17 protein-coding genes are annotated in these 19,466 nt (G+C 38.3%); 13 read left to right on the top strand and 4 right to left on the bottom strand.

The genetic code is table 11. From position 1 onward, the window contains the following. The first annotated feature begins 2 nt into the window (after nt 1–2). On the top strand, nt 3–191 hold the full coding sequence (locus B5G52_RS22565) for an SEC-C metal-binding domain-containing protein (RefSeq protein WP_087534039.1): 189 nt from the start codon (nt 3–5) through the stop codon (nt 189–191). Between the two features lie 159 nt (nt 192–350). On the opposite strand, the gene B5G52_RS18040 is transcribed toward B5G52_RS22565, so the two are convergent. Next, nucleotides 351–872, bottom strand: a complete 522-nt coding sequence (locus B5G52_RS18040) for a TetR/AcrR family transcriptional regulator (RefSeq protein ID WP_087534038.1) — start codon at nt 870–872, stop codon at nt 351–353. Nucleotides 873–982: 110 nt separating this feature from the next. On the opposite strand from B5G52_RS18040, the gene B5G52_RS22415 reads away from it, so the two are divergent. Further along, the gene (locus B5G52_RS22415; protein ID WP_087534037.1) at nt 983–1,168 is read left to right on the top strand and encodes a hypothetical protein; all 186 of its coding nucleotides are present in this window, start codon (nt 983–985) and stop codon (nt 1,166–1,168) included. A gap of 45 nt (nt 1,169–1,213) precedes the next feature. On the opposite strand, the gene B5G52_RS18030 is transcribed toward B5G52_RS22415, so the two are convergent. Continuing rightward, entirely contained in the window at nt 1,214–2,425 is a 1,212-nt protein-coding gene (locus B5G52_RS18030) for a porin (RefSeq protein ID WP_087534036.1), read from the bottom strand. Nucleotides 2,426–2,707: 282 nt separating this feature from the next. Here B5G52_RS18030 and B5G52_RS18025 point away from each other — a divergent pair, with 282 nt between their 5' ends. From B5G52_RS18025 to B5G52_RS18000, 6 genes are all read left to right on the top strand, one after another. Beyond that, complete coding sequence (locus tag B5G52_RS18025) at nt 2,708–4,294, top strand: ABC-F family ATPase (protein ID WP_087534069.1); 1,587 nt, start codon at nt 2,708–2,710, stop codon at nt 4,292–4,294. Between the two features lie 416 nt (nt 4,295–4,710). Continuing rightward, nucleotides 4,711–5,193, top strand: a complete 483-nt coding sequence (gene purE, locus B5G52_RS18020) for a 5-(carboxyamino)imidazole ribonucleotide mutase (protein WP_087534035.1) — start codon at nt 4,711–4,713, stop codon at nt 5,191–5,193. A 1-nt stretch (nt 5,194) separates the two neighbouring features. After that, a complete protein-coding gene (locus tag B5G52_RS18015) occupies nt 5,195–6,343 on the top strand; it encodes a 5-(carboxyamino)imidazole ribonucleotide synthase (RefSeq protein ID WP_087534034.1) in 1,149 nt (382 codons plus the stop codon). Between the two features lie 145 nt (nt 6,344–6,488). Continuing rightward, entirely contained in the window at nt 6,489–7,421 is a 933-nt protein-coding gene (locus tag B5G52_RS18010; RefSeq protein WP_087534033.1) for a YeiH family protein, read from the top strand. A gap of 35 nt (nt 7,422–7,456) precedes the next feature. Then, nucleotides 7,457–8,593 (top strand): endonuclease/exonuclease/phosphatase family protein, encoded by a 1,137-nt coding sequence (locus B5G52_RS18005; RefSeq protein WP_254911243.1) that lies wholly within the window; start codon nt 7,457–7,459, stop codon nt 8,591–8,593. A 379-nt stretch (nt 8,594–8,972) separates the two neighbouring features. Continuing rightward, nucleotides 8,973–11,465, top strand: a complete 2,493-nt coding sequence (locus tag B5G52_RS18000) for a prolyl oligopeptidase family serine peptidase (RefSeq protein WP_087534031.1) — start codon at nt 8,973–8,975, stop codon at nt 11,463–11,465. 24 nt (nt 11,466–11,489) lie between these two features. Here B5G52_RS18000 and rrtA read toward each other — a convergent pair whose 3' ends face one another. Next, nucleotides 11,490–12,077 (bottom strand): rhombosortase, encoded by a 588-nt coding sequence (rrtA, locus tag B5G52_RS17995; RefSeq protein ID WP_087534068.1) that lies wholly within the window; start codon nt 12,075–12,077, stop codon nt 11,490–11,492. Nucleotides 12,078–12,164: 87 nt separating this feature from the next. Here rrtA and ggt point away from each other — a divergent pair, with 87 nt between their 5' ends. The 3 genes from ggt (at nt 12,165) to B5G52_RS17980 (ending at nt 16,623) form a co-directional block, all read left to right on the top strand. Beyond that, nucleotides 12,165–13,919: a gamma-glutamyltransferase gene (gene ggt / locus B5G52_RS17990; RefSeq protein ID WP_087534030.1), complete on the top strand. Its 1,755-nt coding sequence runs from the start codon at nt 12,165–12,167 to the stop codon at nt 13,917–13,919. 190 nt (nt 13,920–14,109) lie between these two features. After that, nucleotides 14,110–15,804: an NAD-dependent malic enzyme gene (locus B5G52_RS17985; protein ID WP_087534029.1), complete on the top strand. Its 1,695-nt coding sequence runs from the start codon at nt 14,110–14,112 to the stop codon at nt 15,802–15,804. A gap of 108 nt (nt 15,805–15,912) precedes the next feature. Then, a complete protein-coding gene (locus tag B5G52_RS17980) occupies nt 15,913–16,623 on the top strand; it encodes an SIMPL domain-containing protein (RefSeq protein ID WP_087534028.1) in 711 nt (236 codons plus the stop codon). A gap of 82 nt (nt 16,624–16,705) precedes the next feature. On the opposite strand, the gene B5G52_RS17975 is transcribed toward B5G52_RS17980, so the two are convergent. Further along, the gene (locus B5G52_RS17975; protein WP_087534027.1) at nt 16,706–18,055 is read right to left on the bottom strand and encodes a DUF2254 domain-containing protein; all 1,350 of its coding nucleotides are present in this window, start codon (nt 18,053–18,055) and stop codon (nt 16,706–16,708) included. A gap of 109 nt (nt 18,056–18,164) precedes the next feature. Between B5G52_RS17975 and B5G52_RS17970 the strand changes: the two genes are divergently transcribed. Next, a complete protein-coding gene (locus tag B5G52_RS17970; RefSeq protein ID WP_087534026.1) occupies nt 18,165–18,539 on the top strand; it encodes an MAPEG family protein in 375 nt (124 codons plus the stop codon). Nucleotides 18,540–18,752: 213 nt separating this feature from the next. Next, nucleotides 18,753–19,385 (top strand): sulfotransferase, encoded by a 633-nt coding sequence (locus tag B5G52_RS17965; RefSeq protein WP_087534025.1) that lies wholly within the window; start codon nt 18,753–18,755, stop codon nt 19,383–19,385. The last annotated feature ends 81 nt before the right edge of the window (nt 19,386–19,466 follow it).

The raw sequence follows: 19,466 nt of genomic DNA, 5'->3' as shown, positions 1-19,466 counted from the left end.
TTATGAATCAAACACATGAAAGTGTATCAGACACAGGCTTGAGGCCTGAAGAATCAACCTGTACAAATACAAGCTGTTGTCCTCCTCCACAGAGTCCACAAGTACGAACTGCCCCAAAAATTTGCCGTAACGATCCATGTGTTTGCGGTAATGGACGCAAGTATAAAAAATGCTGTGGTAAAAACGCATAGAGTCAGTTTTATTAAGTAACGAGTTAACTAAATAGTCACTTATTGTTATTTTAAGCGTTAAAAACACAGGAAGAACACATCATACATTATTTCTTTAGTTAAATAATATAATCGCATCGGTGAATAAATTAAAAGTTTTGAACAAAGTGGGGGATTTTCTCACAATAGTGCTAGTTTGTTGGTCAATATTCTTAACATCGTTTCGGGTTTAGGGTGTGTTTCATTTAAACCGCTAAGCAGAGTCATAAAATAACAATCCATCATTACGGTAGCTTTTACTTCATCATATTGAGGTTGTTCACTAAAGAGCATTTTTTTAAATTCGTTGAGCTGAAAATTAAAAAAATCTGCTTGCCAAATTATATCGCTGATTAACACTTTACTAAATTCTTTATTTTCACAATAAAATGTAAATAAGGGCAGTGCATAATGGCGTAACTTCAAACGAGGAGAGTGTTGTTTATCAGTTAAAGCTGCTGTAGTTATGATGTTATCTATTTGCAATAACATACCAGCTTTAAGTAAATCAATTTTGTTTTCAAAATGGCTAAAAACCGTTCCTGCTGCAACACCTGCATTATTTGCAATTGATCTGGTTGAGGTTGATTCATAGCCCAGCTCTATAAATAGCTCCCAAGCTGCGGCTAAAATTTTATTTCGTGTTATTTCTTTTTTACTCATATTTCAATGCTTTAATTTTTATATCACTTAAAAAGTTTGAATTGCCTTGCTTTATTGAGCGCGCTCAATTAAATTTATGAGCGCGCTCACTTTTAAAAGGAAAATACACAATGAATATCATTAAACGCGTTATAGGCTTCGTTTTATTTATACCTTTTATCTTTTTTTATTCTTACATGCTTGGGCCTATTCTAAAAGCGATATTAGTTCCCGGGGGCATAATATTATTATGGCTTATTTTAGGTCCGAGGGAGGGTTATAAAGCAATAAAAAAAGCGTTTATTGAGAAGAGATAAAGAGAGTGTTGCTAGTTGAACTAAAGTAACGAGCAACATTTCATTTTATAATACGTAGTGGAAGCCGATTGCAATACCATCATCTTCTGATAAGCTCATTTGTTCTTCTTGCTGTTTGTCTGCACTTGAGAAGTCACTAAAATCTTTTCTTGCTTCGATATAAACAAGGGTACTGTTATCAAATAAGTAATGAACCCCTAACACGCTAAATTGTCGTTTAAAGGTGTCATTTGGATCAGCATTAAAGTTTGGTTGAATAACATAGTCATCACCCGCATCAAATACGTTGTATGCTAAAAATGTGCGAATGTTGTTGTCGAATCTATACGAAACAAGAGATTCTAGTCCAACAGCTTCTTTAATTAACCTGCCTAAGTTATCTGTATCATGGTTTTTGTTTTTATTTAAATTTGCAGCAGCATAGAACCCTTTTGCATCAAAATTACCATAAGTAATACCTGCACCATAAACTAAGTCGACCGCTGTTTTCATCGTGGCATCAGTGCCATAAACGATATTAAATTCACCGCGGTTAAAACCTGTTGTAAGTGTCAATTTATCAGTTAACGTATAGGTAAGTGCTGCACCGTATGTAGAATTAAACTCAACTTTTTGCGCTAAGTTACTTTGGTTATTAAATAGTGTTTCGCAATCAGATTCTGAGATTGCTTCTACATCACATGTATAAAAGTCGTTATTTTTAAACTGTACTTGAGCTGCAATACTCAAATCACCGTAATTATTACGGTATTGGAGTAATTTATCACCACGGCCTGTGCCATTTATTGCACCGTCATCTTTATTATAGGTATAGACACCTGCAGCATTACCGTCCCATACTAGGCTGTAGTTAGTACTGTATACTACGTCGTACCACACACCCCATTGTTTGCCTATCGTCAGTTGACCATATTGATCGTGGGCAATGCCTACATAACCTAAACGATTATATAAAAATTCATCTTGAATTGATTCAAATCGGTTGTTGTAAATGATATCGCTACTACCAACAGGATTAACTCCCCATTCGAGCATGGCTACAGCTGACCAATGTTCTTTTAATTGCCTTTTAAAATCAAAATTTATACGCGAGGCACCATTTACTATTTCAGTTTGTCCTTGAGTGTGGATGACCCTTGCATCAATAAACCCACCAATTGTTAGTGAATTAGTCGAATCATTATAGATTTCAAGCGCTTGGGCACTGCAAGAGCTGAAAATCGTAGCGGTTAAAAGTACAGATAGTCCTTTGTTCATTAACTAGGCCTTTATATATTGTGTGTGTTGTTATAAACGCGCAATCCTAACAAAGGTACGCCATGGGTAAAGTGAAAAAATATCATTAAATTAGTATAGAGGAAATTTAAAATGTAAAGACTAAATTAATCCTTATTTTGTTGGGGCTTAAGCTAGGTAATTAGTACTGTAAAAGCATTAAATTAGCTATTTAGTTCAGAAATATTCCATAGAAAAAACACCTGTTTTGGTTTAAACTCCAGCCAATTTAATTTCTATGATTTCCCCTTGGAGGGTAGCGCTATTATTAGTACAGCTAACATCACCATGCAATTTGGTGCTAAACCATTATTTGAAAACATTTCTGCAAAGTTTGGCGAAGGAAACCGTTATGGTTTAATAGGCGCTAATGGCTGCGGAAAATCGACTTTTATGAAGATTTTAAGCGGTGAGTTAGAGCCTTCATCTGGTAATGTTAGTACTGATCCAAATGAGCGTGTAGCTAAGTTAAACCAAGACCAGTTTGCATATGAAGAATATTCAGTTGTTGATACTGTGATCATGGGCCATAAAGAGCTATGGGAAATCAAACAAGAACGTGACCGCATCTATAGCTTGCCTGAAATGAGTGAAGAAGATGGCATGCGTGTTGCCGATCTTGAGACTGAATTTGCAGAAATGGATGGTTACTCAGCTGAGTCAAAAGCAGGTGAATTATTAATGGGCGTGGGTATTGATACTGCGCAGCATTATGGTCCTATGTCAGAAATTGCACCGGGTTTTAAACTACGTGTTTTATTAGCTCAGGTTCTATTTTCAGACCCAGATATTATGCTGCTGGATGAGCCGACCAATAACTTAGATATTTATACGATAAAATGGCTTGAAGATGTATTGAATCAACGTGATTGCACTATGATCATTATTTCTCATGACCGTCATTTCTTAAACTCTGTGTGTACACACATGGCCGATATAGATTATGGTGAGTTACGCCTGTACCCAGGTAATTATGATGAATATATGTTTGCGGCTGAGCAAGCACGTGAACGTTTGTTAAGTGAAAATGCGAAAAAGAAAAGCCAAATAGCTGAATTACAGCAATTTGTATCTCGCTTCTCGGCGAACGCATCAAAAGCAAAACAGGCAACATCTCGCGCTAAACAAATTGACAAAATCCAACTTGATGAAGTTAAAGCGTCATCTCGTCAAACGCCATTTATTCGTTTTGAACAAGAAAAACAATTGTTTCGTAATGCACTAGAACTTAATAATCTAGGTCAAGGATTTGAAGAAATGCTTTTCACTGGGCTTGAAGGCTTAGTTGAAGTGGGTGAGAGAATAGCCATCATCGGTGAAAATGGGGTTGGTAAAACAACACTATTAAACATATTAGCAGGTCGCCTTGCACCAAAACAAGGTGAGTTTAAGTGGTCTGAAAATGCAAATATTGGCTATTATGCACAAGATCACGCCGATGAGTTTGAGCAAGATATGAACTTATTCCAATGGATGGAGCAATGGCAACAAGAGGGCGATGACGAACAGGTCGTTCGTAGCTTTTTAGGCCGTATGTTGTTCTCACAAAATGATATTAAAAAATCAGTCAAAGTTATTTCAGGTGGTGAACAAGGCCGCATGTTATTTGGTAAAATTATGATGCATAAGCCAAATATATTGTTAATGGATGAACCAACCAACCATATGGATATGGAGTCGATTGAAGCTTTAAACTTAGCCCTTGAAGCCTACGAAGGTACATTACTATTTGTATCACATGATCGCCAGTTTGTATCGTCACTTGCTACTCGCATTTGGGAAGTTAAAGATTCTCAGATTATTGACTTTAGAGGCACATACTCTGAGTATTTAGCCAGTAAAGAAGCATAACGCTGTATTTTAATAGTTATACCCAAACCACCTCAAGATGCAGAATTCAGCGCTTCACAGGGGCTTAATATCAAGGCGTTACTTTGCAAGAATGGCAGTCCCTTTTAATAAGTAACAACGATGAGAGTAAGTTCCTGTGAAACGCCCAACGGGTTGGTTTAAAAGCGATTTATACTGCGTTATTGATTTTAACAATAGAACCACTATTATTTGCAATCAATGCCTTGTCTAAATCGTTTTTAATTCCAACTGAAACTCGCATCTTGAGGTGGCTTGGGTATAAAAGCCATGCATGTCATGGCTTTTTTTATTGGCTGTTTATCGCGATTTTATATTTAATACGTGTATAATGACCGCCTTAAAATGAGGACATAAGTCCGCTATTAGTTCGATAATTAGTTTACTGAGGAGTATTTATGACTGTTGGCATTATTATGGGTTCCAAATCAGATTGGCCAACTATGGAACACGCAGCGATTATGCTTGATAAATTTGGCATCGCTTATGAAACAAAAGTTGTTTCTGCACATAGAACTCCTCAATTACTTGCTGATTATGCAAGTTCAGCCGCAGATCGTGGTATTAAAGTTATTATTGCTGGTGCCGGTGGTGCAGCACATTTACCAGGAATGGCCGCTGCGTTTACATCGCTACCTGTATTAGGTGTGCCAGTTAAGTCTAAAACCCTAAACGGTGTTGACTCATTATTATCTATTTGCCAAATGCCTAAAGGCGTTGCTGTTGGCACACTTGCAATAGGTGATGCTGGAGCTGCAAATGCTGGCTTATTAGCAGCGCAAATTTTAGGCTGCCAACAGCCTGAGATCTTCGCAAAAGTTGAAGCATTCCGCAAAGAACAAACAGAGACTATTTTAGCCAACCCTAATCCTGCAGAGTAATATGAAAATTTTAATTTTAGGTGCCGGTCAGCTTGCTCGAATGATGAGTTTAGCGGGAGCACCATTGAATTTAAATGTTGTTGCTTATGATGTTGGCAGCAAAAAAATTGTTCACCCTTTAACTAATGAAGTTTACAGCACTACCTTAGAGCAAAGCATTGCTGAGGTTGATGCAATTACTGCTGAGTTTGAACACATACCAGATGATGTGCTTACATTATGTTGTGCCAGTAATAAATTCTATCCAGGTAAAGCGGCCATTAAAACCGGTGGTGATCGTGCAATTGAAAAAGCACTGTTAAGTAAAACTGAAGTCGCTTGTGCACCTTATAAACTCATTACTGAAAAAGCACACCTTGTTGAGGCAGTAACAGCACTTGGTAAACCGCTCGTTATCAAAACTTGCCAAGCAGGCTATGATGGTAAAGGGCAGTGGCGTTTAAAGTCAGATGATCAAATCGACCAAATCTGGTCTGAAATGGCTGACTTTATTGCATCGGGTTCTGAGCAAATGCCGCATACAATTATTGCTGAGAAAATGATCCCATTTGACCGTGAAGTGTCAATTATTGGGGCTCGTGATAAATCAGGAAACACTGTTATTTATCCATTAACAGAAAACCAACATACCAATGGCGTACTTACACTGTCAGTAGCGGGTAAAGAAAAATCAGCTATTCAGCAACAAGCAGAGGATGCATTTAACAAAATAGCCAATGAGCTTAACTATATAGGCGTGTTAGCTATTGAGTTTTTTGATGTTGATGGACAATTGTTAGTGAACGAATTAGCACCACGCGTGCATAATTCTGGGCATTGGACACAGCAGGGCGTGCATTGTTCTCAGTTTGAGAATCATATGCGGGCAGTTGCAGGTTTACCACTTGGTAGCACAGAACTTAAACAAGTCAGTGCGATGATCAATGTTCTTGGTCAGTCTGCTATCCCACACGATGTTTTGAAAGTGAGCGATGTAACAAGCCATTGGTACGGAAAAACACCAAAGCCTGGGCGCAAAATGGGGCATATAAATGTATCAGCTTCAAGTTTACATGAACTTGGAGAGCGTTTAGCTGAACTTGCTGAATACCTACCCGAAGAGCAATACCCTGGCGTACTTGCAACCAGTACCTCTCTTATATTGAATTAATAATAAGCAAGCCGAGCAATAAGCTCGGCTTTATTATTTCTGTACTATCCATCTACCGCTTTTTCTTTTTTTATCCAATCGTTTATGTCAGTCTATACTTAAATTCAGATAATAAATCATACGAAAAGTATTATTTAGGAATATTATGCCTGCGACGATTCACTTTCATAAGCTAGCTTATTTACTGTTATTAGGTTTATGCCTTACTCCTTTAATTGGTGCCGGTTCTGCTCTTATTATGGGTGCTGTATTTGCAATTATTATTGGAAACCCGTTTGCTGAGCTTTCTCAAACCGCGAGTAAATGGATGCTAAAAGCAGCCGTAGTAGGCTTGGGCTTTGCTGTCGACATTAACCAAGTAATTGAAGTAGGCCGCAGCTCGTTAGTACTGACAATTGTTAGCATTACTGCGATTATCGGTTTGGGTGAAATACTTACTCAAGTATTTAAGTTAAACAGAAACACTGGTGTGTTAATTTCATTTGGTACAGCAATATGTGGCGGTAGTGCTATTGCCGCCATGGCTCCGGTTATTAAAGCCAAAGATCATGAAGTAGCGGTAGCGTTAGGCGTTGTATTTTTACTAAATGGCGTAGGCTTATTGCTATTTCCTGCAATAGGTCATTATTTAAATTTAAGCCAAGAGCAATTTGGAATGTGGGCAGCTCTAGCTATTCATGACACCAGTAGTGTTGTTGGCGCATCAGCAACTTATGGCGCCGTTGCGCTGAGTATTGCAACAACCGTTAAATTAACTCGTGCGATGTGGATTATCCCTTATACCACGTTAGCGGGGGTATTTTGGCGCTCAGAAGAAAAAGCCAGTATTCCGTTGTTTATTGTAGGCTTTTTAGCAGCAGCATTAATAAACACGTATTTGCCAGATTATTCTTCAACGTGGTCATTTTTAAACAGTGCTGCTAAACAGTTATTAGTGATGACTTTATTTTTAATTGGCAGTGGTTTATCCATCAATGTTTTAAAGCAAGCGGGTGTTAAGCCATTTTTAATGGCAATCCTTTTGTGGGTTGTTGTCAGTAGTGTAATTTTAATATTAATTTTAGACGGGTTTATTTAATGAATATAAAATTGATTGTTGCCGCTGTTGCTAGCATGTGTGTGACGTGCACTTTAGTAAATAACGCAAAAGCAGCAGGCAATATAAGAGTGGCGACCTTTAACGTAAGTATGGATGCCACTAATTACACTGCACAGGGTGAAAGTGTTAACCCAAATGCGCTAGTGAATGCGTTAAAAAGTGACCATCAACAGATAAAAAACATTGCAGAAATTATCCAGCGTGTCCGCCCTGATATCTTGCTCTTGAATGAGTTCGATTATGTGAATAAATCCCAAGGCATTGATTATTTTATACAGAATTACTTAAAAGTAAGTCAAAATAAACAACCTGCTATTAACTACCCTTATACATATATAGGCCCTGTTAATACAGGAGTTGCGTCAGAATTTGACTTTGACAATGATGGCAAAAAAACGGGTAAGCTTGGTGATGCTTATGGTTTTGGGTTTTTCCCAGGTCACTATGGCATGGCTGTGCTTTCTCGCTACCCAATTGATTTTGATAAAGTACGTTCATTGCAAAAATTTAAATACAAAGATATGCCAGATGCGCAAATGCCAATTGATCCTGAGACAAAACAGGATTGGTACAATAATGATGAATGGCAAGCAATGCGCTTGAGTTCAAAATCTTTTTGGGATCTCCCCATCGATGTCAAAGGTAAAACGGTTCATTTACTTGCATCGCACCCAACTCCGCCAGTGTTTGATGGCGAAGAAGACAGAAATGGTAAACGTAACCACGATGAAGTTAGGTTAGTTAAAGATTATATTGAAAACGCAAGTTACCTTTATGATGATAAAGGGGTTAAAGGCGGGCTAAAAAGTAATTCTCGATTTGTTATTGTTGGTGACTTAAATGCAGCACCAGAGGGCGATAAAAAGCGCCCAAACACAACAAACCAACTCTTAGCAAACCCGCTAATTAATAGTCAATTTGTGCCGGTGAGTAAAGGGGCTGCAACAAGTTATACCGATAAGTATGCCGCTGCTTATACCGCACATTGGCAAGCCCGTGTTGATTATGTTTTGCCATCAACTTATGGTCTTTCGGTTCAAGACGGCGGCGTTTTTTGGCCAACTAAAAATAGTGAACTGTATCGTTTGATAAAGGATAGAAATGCGTCTTCTGATCATCGTATGGTTTGGTTAGATATACTAGTTAAATAGCGAGGGCGTGTTTATCTTTCGAGGTTAAATTTGCAGCTGCGTGTTTGGTGTTTAGGCAAGGCAGAGCCAATGTAGTGTGGTTGCTCCCCATAAGTAGGCGATAACGCAGCATCAATACCAAACACGCGCTGCCCTTCGGGTTCTGTCTAGGGAAGATTAACTCTTTGTTGCTCAATTTTTACTTAGCCCACTAGGTTACAAATTTCGCGCCGCGATTAAATCCTCCCTAGTTTGAACAAATTTCAACCCTGAAAGGTCAACACGCCCAATACTTAACGGTAAACTTTGGCTGTTTATCCTAAATAATTGCAATACCTATGGTGCTTCTGCTTAAATTGGAGGAATTATAATAATCTTCCTCTATTTAAGCAGAAGCACTATGAACTTAAAAACAGCAAATAGAACCTTAGTAGCCATGGCGATTGCATCAAGCTTTGTGCTTGCTGGTTGTCAAACTACCACCGCAACTTCTTCTGAAGAAGTTGCAAATACCCCCGTTGCAAGTGTTATAGCAACGCCTGCAGATTTTGGCAGCAGTGAAATCACTCTCGAACAAGCTATGGCGCATCCTGATTGGTTAGGACGTCAAGCGGAGCGAGCGTTTTGGGCTGCGGATTCAAGCACTATTGTATACGCTCAAAAGCAACAAGGAAATGAGTTAAGGGATTTGTATGTACAAGGGGTCAATAGCCAATCGGCAAGTAAAGTTGCGTTGAATAAACTCCATACTTTAGGTGCAAGCAATGCCGTTTATTCTGCAAACCGTTTGCTTCAAGCTTATGTGTATGAAGGAAATATATTTATAAAAAATATAAAAATAAATGAAATTACACAAATAACTCACGACAGTGCTAAACAATCTAACCCACAATTTTTAACAGATGGTAATTTAGCTTTTCGCCAAGGAAATACTTTTTATAAAGTAAACCTAACAACAGGTTTGCAAACTGAGCTTGCAAATTTACATTTAAATGATGCGCCAAAAGGCGTTATTGAACCTCAAACGTATATTGCCAAAGAACAGCATAAACTAATTGACTACATTGCCTTAACGCATAAAAATAAGCTTGATAAACAAACACGTAAAGAGCAATTAAAGAGTCAAAATGCAAGTATTGCGAATGCACAATTTTATTTAGGGAAAGGAAATAAAATCTCTGATGTTCAATTATCACCAAGTGGTAAAGCATTAATTGCAGTAGTAACGGATAACCGCTCATGGCGTGAAGACAGTGATATAATGCCAAACTATATTACTGATGATGCGGGGGTAAAAGCTGAAAAAGTCCGTCGCCGCGTTGCCGATGCAAAACCACAAACATCTAAAGTTATCTATATTGATTTAGAAGAAAACACGCAAAAAACACTCGCTTTTGATACGTTACCGGGTTTCGATGAAGACGTACTTGCTACAGTAAAAAAAGAAAATTATGCACGTGAAGGCAAAACATACGAATCGAAAAAAGAACCTCGTGCAATTAACTTGATTATGGACTGGGGCTGGTCACAAAGTGCTATTGTATGGAATCATGATGGCTCACAAGTAGCGCTAATGCTTGAAGCATGGGATAACAAAGACCGTTGGATTGCATCTGTTGATTTTGAAAACAACACATTAGTTTCTCAACACCGTTTACATGATGATGCATGGGTTAACTATACATACAATGATTTTGGGTGGCTCAATAATTCAGACACACTTTATTATTTATCTGAAGAGTCGGGTTACAGCCATATTTATAAAAAACCATTAAACGGTAAAGCAACCCAACTTACGAAAGGCCAGTTTGTTGTATCTAACTTAACCCTCAGCGATGACAATAGTGCTATTTACTATAAAGCTAACGTTGAGCACCCTGGATTGTATGAGATTTACCGCGTCGATCCACAAACTGCTCAATCTGAGCAAATCACAAACTTAGATGGCATGACTGACTACCAACTTAGTCCTGATCAAACCAAGTTATTATTAACACATTCTAAAATAATGGCTCCGCCAGAGCTTTATGTAGCAGACGCAAAAGCAAATGCCAGTGCAAAGCAGCTTACAAATATGGTATCGAGTGAATTTTTAGCAAAACAACTGATAGCCCCTAAAATTGTTGCTGTACCATCAAGCCATACTGAGCAGCCTATTTACGCAAAAGTTTACTACCCAGCCGATTATGTTGAAGGTGAAAGTGGTAACGAGCGTAAAGCCGTTATTTTTAATCACGGCGCAGGTTACTTACAAAACTCGCATATGGGTTGGTCAGGTTATTTCCGTGAGTTTATGTTTCATTCCTTATTAGCCTCTGAGGGTTATGTAGTAATGGACATGGACTACCGTGCATCAAAAGGCTATGGTCGCGATTGGCGTACTGCAATTTATCGTCAAATGGGAACGCCTGAAACCCAAGATTTAATGGATGGTGTAAGTTGGATGGCCGAGAATGCGAATGTTGATACCGGTGCTGTAGGCACTTACGGTGGCTCATACGGTGGCTTTATGACGTTTATGGCGTTGTTTACACAGCCTGATTTATTCCAATCAGGTGCTGCACTTCGCCCGGTTACAGATTGGGCTCACTATAATGCGCCTTATACATCTAATATTTTGAACCACCCAGACGTTGACCCGATTGCTTACGAAAAAAGCTCTCCGATCTACTATGCAGAAGGCTTGAAAAACCACTTACTGATTAACGCACCAATGGTTGACAATAATGTATTTTTCCAAGATTCAGTACGTTTAGTACAACGTTTAATTGAGCTTGAAAAAGAAAACTTTGAGACTGCAATATTTCCTGTAGAGCCGCATGGCTTTGTGCAGCCTTCGAGCTGGTTAGATGAATACCGTCGTATCTATAAGTTATTTAAAGAAACACTGTAATTTTAGTTAAAAAAAACGCCAAACTTAGTTTGGCGTTTTTTTTATCATTTTAATAATAACTGGTGTTGCTAGCACTATACCACCAATCGCACCAATTAAATGTGCGTCAATAGCCACCCGTGAGGCAATTAGTTGACCGACTTCAGCACTAGGGCCAGTATATTGTTCATGGGCTACCTTGAGCCAGACTCCTATAAATAATAAACTGCCAGTTCTCATACCTACACTAATATCTTTTATAGCTCCCCAAACAATCACGCCATGTAATAGGGCGCTTAACCCTGTGTAAATTTTTATATCAGGACAAAAGAAGTAAATACCTAAGCCACACCAAATACCCAAAACTAATGAGTTGAGTGCATATTGACTCGGTGTAGTGTGCTCGGCATGCAGTAACCAAATAAGCAATATACCCGCACAGTTTAAACCTAAATGTGCCCAATTAGCATGCACATATTGGCTGCTGAGTAATCGCCATACTTCACCTTGACTTATTAGCTGGCGATTGAACTCTAAAAAATCGTTCAAATTTAGCATGGCAAAGAGTGAGCTAATTACGATTAAACACAGTGGTGGTAGAACGTAACGGGGTTGGAGAGGTAAATTAACCATTTTTTTCTTATTTTTACAGCAAACTTTTGCATATTGTGCACGTTTAACTTTAAGATGCCAAACACCTAGGCGCAATAAAGTTATTTTATGTTTTTAACGTTTCCAAAAGCACTGGCATTAACTGCCTCATTATTATGTATTCCTTCTTTAGCCGTTAGCGCAACAACGCCGCGCGAAACTCGCGAACCAGAAGCTGCCACAGGCCATCAACTTAAACAACAGGTCGTTGGCGCTAATTTTATGATTGCTGCTGCAAATCCCTATGCTGTTAAAGCAGGTCAACAAATTCTTGCCAAAGGCGGTAGTGCAGTTGATGCTGCTATTGCTACACAACTTGTTTTAACATTGGTAGAACCACAATCGTCAGGTATAGGGGGTGGTACATTTATGATGTATTACGATAAAAAAACCGACACGCTGACAAGTTTTGATGGGCGTGAAACCGCGCCTGAAAATGCAGACGAAACTTTATTTTTAGATAAACATGGTAAAGCGGCAAAATGGATTGATGCAGTGGTAGGAGGTCGTTCAGTCGGTGTGCCAGGCATTTTACATGCACTTGCAAATGCTCATAAGCAATACGGTAAACTTGATTGGCACACACTATTTAGCCCGGCGATAGAGCTTGCAGAGCAAGGGTTTGTTGTCTCCCCTCGACTGCATGCATTACTTGCTAAGAAAATTAACCCTGGCGTTACTAAACTTGATGTCATTAGCGATTATTTTTTTCAGGATGGTAAGCCTGTAGCAGTGGGTACAGTAAAGAAAAACCAACCATTAGCAAATCTATATAAAGACATAGCTGCAAAGGGCATTGATGCCTTTTACAAAGGTGATAATGCCAAGCAGATGGTGGAAGCTGTTCAGCAAAGTAAGGTGGCACCGGGTACGTTAACCCTTAACGATCTGGCTGAGTATAAAAGTGTACAGCGTGACGCTGTGTGCGCGCCATACCATGATTATAAAATCTGCTCTATGGCACCACCAAGTAGTGGTGGGGTTGCAGTAATACAAATATTAGCATTACTAGAAAGTAAAAACATGGCCCAGTTCACGCCTAATTCGGAGCAAGCCATTCATTACTTTACCCAAGCATCACGTTTAGCATTTGCTGATCGTGATGTGTACATGGGCGACCCCGATTTTGCCTATATTCCTACTCAAGAACTGCTAGAGCCAGACTATATCAAACAACGCTCAGCCCTAATTACTGAAAAAGACACCCCAGCTGTTGCCGGAGAGCCTAAAGTCAAATTAGCTTATGCACAAGATGATGCTTATGAATTACCTTCGACTACTCATGTATCTGTTGTAGATAGTGCAGGAAATGCGGTTTCGATGACTAGTTCAATTGAAATGGCGTTTGGTTCGACAGTTATGGTCAATGGTTATATATTGAATAACCAATTAACTGATTTTGCCTTATCACCAAAAAAAGATGGCAAACTATTAGCTAACCGAGTTGAGGCAGGCAAACGCCCACGAAGCTCTATGTCGCCGGTGATGGTATTCAACAAAGATGGAAGCTTACGCTTAGTGGTTGGTTCACCGGGTGGCAGTCGTATAATAAATTACGTAGCACAGGTATTAATTGGGGTATTGGATTGGGATTTAACAGCCCAACAAGCCATTAATTTAGGCCGAGTAACAAATAGAAATCGTTATACCAGCTTAGAAAAAGGGGCTGACATTGCTGCATTAAAATCGCAGTTAGTTAAACGCGGTCACACTGTAAAAGTTGTCGATTTGAACTCAGGACTACACGCTGTTGAAATTAAAAAGGGTGTTTTATACGGAGCAGCAGATCCACGACGTGAAGGGATCGCCCTTGGCGATAAATAGTATTGTGCTTAATGAGCATAAATAGCCCTTATTTCAATTAATAAGATACTGTACAATATGCTGTAAGTACGGCATATTCCGTACATTTCTCTTACTGTAAATGGTCTGACAAGATTGAATGTCATTGCTTTTTAACATTCAATCGTAATAATGGCAGATCACAATTAAAGACATCGCTAAGCTTGGAATTATGACTACAAATACCGATCCAAATTATCTTTATATTCATCACTCAGGTCCAGGCCTGATCGAAACTCCTCTGCTAAATAAAGGTAGTGCATTTACACAAAAAGAGCGTGAAAGTTTCAACCTAGCGGGTTTATTACCACCTCGTTATGAAACAATCGAAGAACAGGTTGAACGCTGTTATCAACAATATTCAAGCTTTAACGATAACCTTAATAAACACATTTATTTACGCGCAATTCAAGATAATAACGAAACACTTTATTACCGTTTAGTACGTGATCATCTTGAAGAGATGCTGCCAATTATTTATACCCCAACGGTGGGTGATGCCTGTGAAAAATTCTCAGATATTTACCGAAGTGCTCGTGGCTTGTTTATTTCGTACGAAGATCGTTATCAAATTGACGACATCTTGCGTAATGCAACCAAAGGAAAGGTAAAGGTTATTGTTGTAACCGACGGTGAACGTATCTTAGGTTTAGGCGACCAAGGCATTGGTGGCATGGGTATTCCAATTGGTAAGCTTTCGCTGTATACCGCTTGTGGCGGGATCAGCCCAGCTTATACATTACCAGTCATGCTTGATGTTGGTACTAATAACGAAAAGTTACTTAATGATCCAATGTACATGGGGGCACGTCATAAACGCATAGCCCAAGATGAATATGATGAATTTTTAGATCTATTTATTAAAGCGGTTAAGCGTCGTTGGCCAAATGTATTATTACAGTTTGAAGATTTTGCCCAACCTAATGCAATGCCTTTATTAAAGCGTTACCGTGATGAAATCTGTAGCTTTAACGATGATATTCAAGGTACTGCAGCCGTTACTGTCGGCTCTTTACTTGCCGCATGTCGCGTTAAGAATGCAAAGTTATCTGAGCAAAAAGTGGTATTTGTAGGTGCTGGCTCTGCCGGTTGTGGTATTGCTGAACAAATCATAAGCCAGATGGTTTCGGAAGGTATCTCAGATACGCAAGCACGCAGCCAAATATTTATGGTTGATCGTTTTGGTTTGTTAACCCAAGGTATGCAAGGCCTTCGTGATTTCCAACAAGCGCTTGCGCAACAAACCGATGACTTAGCACAATGGACTTACAGTGGTGAATACGCCTCGTTACTTGATGTTATGCATTGTGCAGAGCCTGATATTCTAATTGGAGTATCTGGTCAGCCAGGATTATTTACTGAGCAAGTTATTCGAGCGATGCATAGTAATTGCGCACAGCCGATTATCTTTCCATTAAGTAACCCATCAAAACAAGTAGAAGCTTTGCCTGCTGATGTGATTAATTGGACTCAAGGCAACGCAATTGTTGCAACCGGTAGCCCATTTGATCCTGTTGTATATGAAGGCCAAACTTATACTATTCCGCAGTGTAATAATAGCTATATCTTCCCGGGTATTGGTTTAGGTGTGATTGCAGCAAAAGCGACGAGAATTACCGATGCTATGCTGATGGTCTCAAGTGAAATATTAGCTGAGTCATCACCGCGTGCAAATACTGGGCAAGGCAGCTTGTTACCAGCGCTTACAGAGATTGAAACGTTAAGTAAACGCATTGCATTTGCCGTTGCTAAAAAAGCAATCGAAGAGGGCGCTGCACTTGAAATAAGTGATGATAGACTTTGGGCTGCTATTGATTCCAACTATTGGTTACCAAAATACCGAAACTATAAACGCGTTAGTATCTAATTAAGAATGTTAATAAAAACAGGCTACGGCCTGTTTTTTTATGCTTGTTCATTTTAAATTAACCAGCTAGGGTATCTAATAAGCCTAATTCACTTAATGAGGAACATTATGCGTTACTTACCTTTACTTGCAGCCGCCATGACTTTCAATGTGTTTGCCCAAAGCACACCAAGTGCACCGCATATATATATTCAAGGTCAAGCTAAAATCACAACAGCTGCAGACAGTGTTTTGCTTAATGTCGGCATACTCGAAGTTGACAAAAACCTTATGGCAGCAAAAGATAAAGCTGATAAAACCATGGCAAAAGCAATTAAACTTTCTAAACAAGCGGGTGTGTTAGCTAAAGATATAAATGCAGGACAAATCAGTATTCACCGTGAGACACAGTATAATAGAGAGACTAACAAGCAAGAGTTTGTAGGTTTTAGGGTGTCTCGTAGTTTATCTTTAACGCTTAACGATGTTGATAAATACCCTACGCTTTTACAAAATCTCGTTAACGGCGGTATAAACCAAGTTAATCAAACTCAGTTTGTATCTAGCAAATATAATGAACTGCATAATCAAGCTCAAAAATTAGCAATTAAAGACGCTAAAAAAGCAGCATCAGAGTTTGCAAGTGATTATGGCGTTGAAGTTAAAGGCCTTTACAGTGCATCCATGAAGCCGATGGACACTGGTGTACAGCCTTATGTAAGAGCTAAAATGGCAATGTCAGCAGATGTGGAATCTGGCTCAGTAACCCCTGATTCTTATCATGCCGGTGAAATCACGATTTCAGCTTCAAGTTATGCTATTTATTTGATTGAAAATTAATAAACTCATTTTATATCAAAGGGTAATACTTATAAGAAGTCTCCAGCTGGAGACTTTTTAAATTTAACCAGCCAATAGCCATTTACTTTGGCTGCTCAAATCTCTTAAGCAAAACATCGCCACGCTTAGGTGAGATCCTAGTAATTGAATTTAGCATATTAATAACTTCTGTACGGTCATATAAATTAGTCGTGTGTTCATTTATATCATCTACTATTGCAGCAAGATAATTGAATAACTTTTCAGTAGCATCTTCGTTGTCATTTGCGACGAACAAAATATTCTTAAATGCCTCTAACACATTTGTCATTACATACGCATCGGCTTTGGCGTAATTACGAAGTGGGGTGAAGTTATCATGTAATAGCTCCTCAAATGAGGTTTCATGAATGTATAAAAGTGGCGTATCTTGTGCGTGTTTTAGCGAATAATTGATATCACTAATTTTTAAGCGTTCAATTAGTAAGATACTCAACATATCAATTGCTTTAACGGCAGTACCGGGATCATTAATTCCTGGGCTCATCGCTTTAACTGCAATTTCAGAAATTTGCGTTAAGCCATAACGATAATGGTCGCTAATGTATTCTTCTACATAAAAAATAAAACAGTCTAATAATTTTTCAATGAGTTCAGGGTTATTAGTAAGATCTTTATCTGACTTAAGAAAAGGGTAACCTTTAACAGTAAAATACCCTTGGTTAACGGCAATAAAGAGCTTTATATCTTCTTGGGCTAGAATGTCACATAATTTATCGGAATGAACCCCTTTGAAATAGCCTTCGGTTTTACTTTTAATTGAATACCAGTCAGAAAAATCGGGGAACTGGCTTATATTATGCTCCTCTTGACGGCTGATTATCGACTTAATAACACCTTTGGTGTCTTTAAATAAGTCATTAAGCACATTATCGACTTGAATAGCTTTTGAAATTGAATGAATAAAGTAAACAAATAGAGCGAGTGATATCAAACCAAATACTAATGAAAAAAACACCCCTAGTGCAGGAATTGAAACATCCCCTCCAGAGGTTTGTTTGATATTGATAAGCATGATTATTGAATAAATAATACTGCCTAAATAAAAGCCTAAAACTAGTTGATGGGATTTACGAGTGATCAAACCAGGGATCACCCTGGGTGATAAACTTGCACTTGCGGTATTTAAAACAATCATTACCATTGAAAAGCTAAACACGGTTAAAGAAATTATACTTCCAGCTAAGGTACTTAATATGGTTCGTGCATTTTCTTCGCTATCAACTAATAAAAAAGCAATAAGCTCTTTTAACTTAATGATAGGCGCGGTGTACTCTACCGACATAGTGATAATGGCAAAAAGCAGAAATCCCACAGACAACATTGAAGGATAAAAGCCAATGCTGTTGATCATTTCTCGATAATTATCAGCAACTTTACGTGGAACAAACATATATATCCTATTAATCAGCTATTTTAGTACGTTATCATAAAAAGCTAGCTTGTAACTATTTCATGTTTAAACTTGTGGTATCATTAAAAAAAATTATAGGAACTAACGCGTGATTATTTCATTTTATGCGGCCGTATTGGCTTTTATGTATATTTATTTAAGTATGAATGTGGTTAAAGTGCGTAAAGCAAACCAGGTATCTCTTGGTACTGATAATAACGAAGCGCTGATCAGAGCAACGCGTGCTCATGGAAACTTTATTGAGTATGTACCATTTGCTTTAATATTAATATTTTTAGCAGAATTCCAAGGTCTTAGCAGTCACTATTGTCATATTCTTGGTTCATTATTGGTATTTGGTCGTATTTGCCATAGTATCGCAATCAAAGACGGAACTTTTAAATTAAGAGTTATTGGCATGATATCAACTTTTGCAACCTTGGCATTAGCAGGATTCGTATTAATTTTCAGTCGGCTTTTCTAATATGAAATTACGGTTGCTTTGTGTGCCTTTTGCGCTTTCGTATCCAGCAGCCGTTTATTATTTTGTAAACTCCAAAAAACGCCCATATATATGCTAAGCAGCAATACAGTTAGGGCTTGAAAAAACCGTTATCCATCTAAAAAGCACTCACATGTTAAAGTAAATACCACTTGAAAATAAACAACTTTGGTTTAATCCAAACGAACAATTATAATGACAGAAAATAAAATCTTTATTATCGGCTTACCTCGCACAGGCACAACCAGTGTATGCCATAGCTTTTTGCAACTTGGCTACAGTTGTGCGCACACGGCTTATACAAAAAAATGTTTTAAAGATGCACAAGTAATTGCTGACACGCCCATTTTTAATGATTACCAATATCTTGATAAAGCATACCCTGACTCAAGGTTTATATATCTTGAGCGGGAAACGTCATTATGGCTACCTTCAATTCGTCAACTTTTAACGCGAATGTTTAAAAATTTAACTCGTGAAAATGGTGGATTCAATCCACATATAAAGCGTTGCTACTTAAATACGTTTTCAAATTTAAATTTAGAAAACCTTGAGTGTGATGATTTCCTACGCCAGATATATAAACAACACAGAGATGAAGCGCGCCACTATTTTTCAGCAAGAGAGAGTGACTTTTTAAAAATCGACATTAGCGAGTCTGAAAGCTTCAATTCATTATGTGATTTTTTAAAATGTTCAGCTCCTAATACTATACATGATTTCGAAAGAATGAATATTGGCGGCAAAGTAACAGCCTGGAATAACATTAAACATCCACTGAAAATAGCGTCTACCGCCAATGGAAAAATCGACAGGGTACTCTATTAACTACTGCTCAAAGCAAGATTTTATAAGTTAATTACGATAAAATTGCGACATTGAATCTCTTCGGGTTTATTCCCCGCCGCT

The organism is Pseudoalteromonas sp. A601, from assembly GCF_002165575.1.
Taxonomy (GTDB): domain Bacteria; phylum Pseudomonadota; class Gammaproteobacteria; order Enterobacterales; family Alteromonadaceae; genus Pseudoalteromonas.
This window is presented reverse-complemented; position numbering and strand designations above follow the sequence as displayed.

Coding starts and splice junctions, on each gene's coding strand:
- B5G52_RS22565 (WP_087534039.1), top strand. CDS start 3: ATGAATCAAACACATGAAAGTGTATCAGACACAGGCTTGAGGCCTGAA.
- B5G52_RS18040 (WP_087534038.1), bottom strand. CDS start 872: ATGAGTAAAAAAGAAATAACACGAAATAAAATTTTAGCCGCAGCTTGG.
- B5G52_RS22415 (WP_087534037.1), top strand. CDS start 983: ATGAATATCATTAAACGCGTTATAGGCTTCGTTTTATTTATACCTTTT.
- B5G52_RS18030 (WP_087534036.1), bottom strand. CDS start 2,425: ATGAACAAAGGACTATCTGTACTTTTAACCGCTACGATTTTCAGCTCT.
- purE (WP_087534035.1), top strand. CDS start 4,711: ATGACTGTTGGCATTATTATGGGTTCCAAATCAGATTGGCCAACTATG.
- B5G52_RS18015 (WP_087534034.1), top strand. CDS start 5,195: ATGAAAATTTTAATTTTAGGTGCCGGTCAGCTTGCTCGAATGATGAGT.
- B5G52_RS18010 (WP_087534033.1), top strand. CDS start 6,489: ATGCCTGCGACGATTCACTTTCATAAGCTAGCTTATTTACTGTTATTA.
- B5G52_RS18005 (WP_254911243.1), top strand. CDS start 7,457: ATGTGTGTGACGTGCACTTTAGTAAATAACGCAAAAGCAGCAGGCAAT.
- B5G52_RS18000 (WP_087534031.1), top strand. CDS start 8,973: ATGAACTTAAAAACAGCAAATAGAACCTTAGTAGCCATGGCGATTGCA.
- rrtA (WP_087534068.1), bottom strand. CDS start 12,077: ATGGTTAATTTACCTCTCCAACCCCGTTACGTTCTACCACCACTGTGT.
- ggt (WP_087534030.1), top strand. CDS start 12,165: ATGTTTTTAACGTTTCCAAAAGCACTGGCATTAACTGCCTCATTATTA.
- B5G52_RS17985 (WP_087534029.1), top strand. CDS start 14,110: ATGACTACAAATACCGATCCAAATTATCTTTATATTCATCACTCAGGT.
- B5G52_RS17980 (WP_087534028.1), top strand. CDS start 15,913: ATGCGTTACTTACCTTTACTTGCAGCCGCCATGACTTTCAATGTGTTT.
- B5G52_RS17975 (WP_087534027.1), bottom strand. CDS start 18,055: ATGTTTGTTCCACGTAAAGTTGCTGATAATTATCGAGAAATGATCAAC.
- B5G52_RS17965 (WP_087534025.1), top strand. CDS start 18,753: ATGACAGAAAATAAAATCTTTATTATCGGCTTACCTCGCACAGGCACA.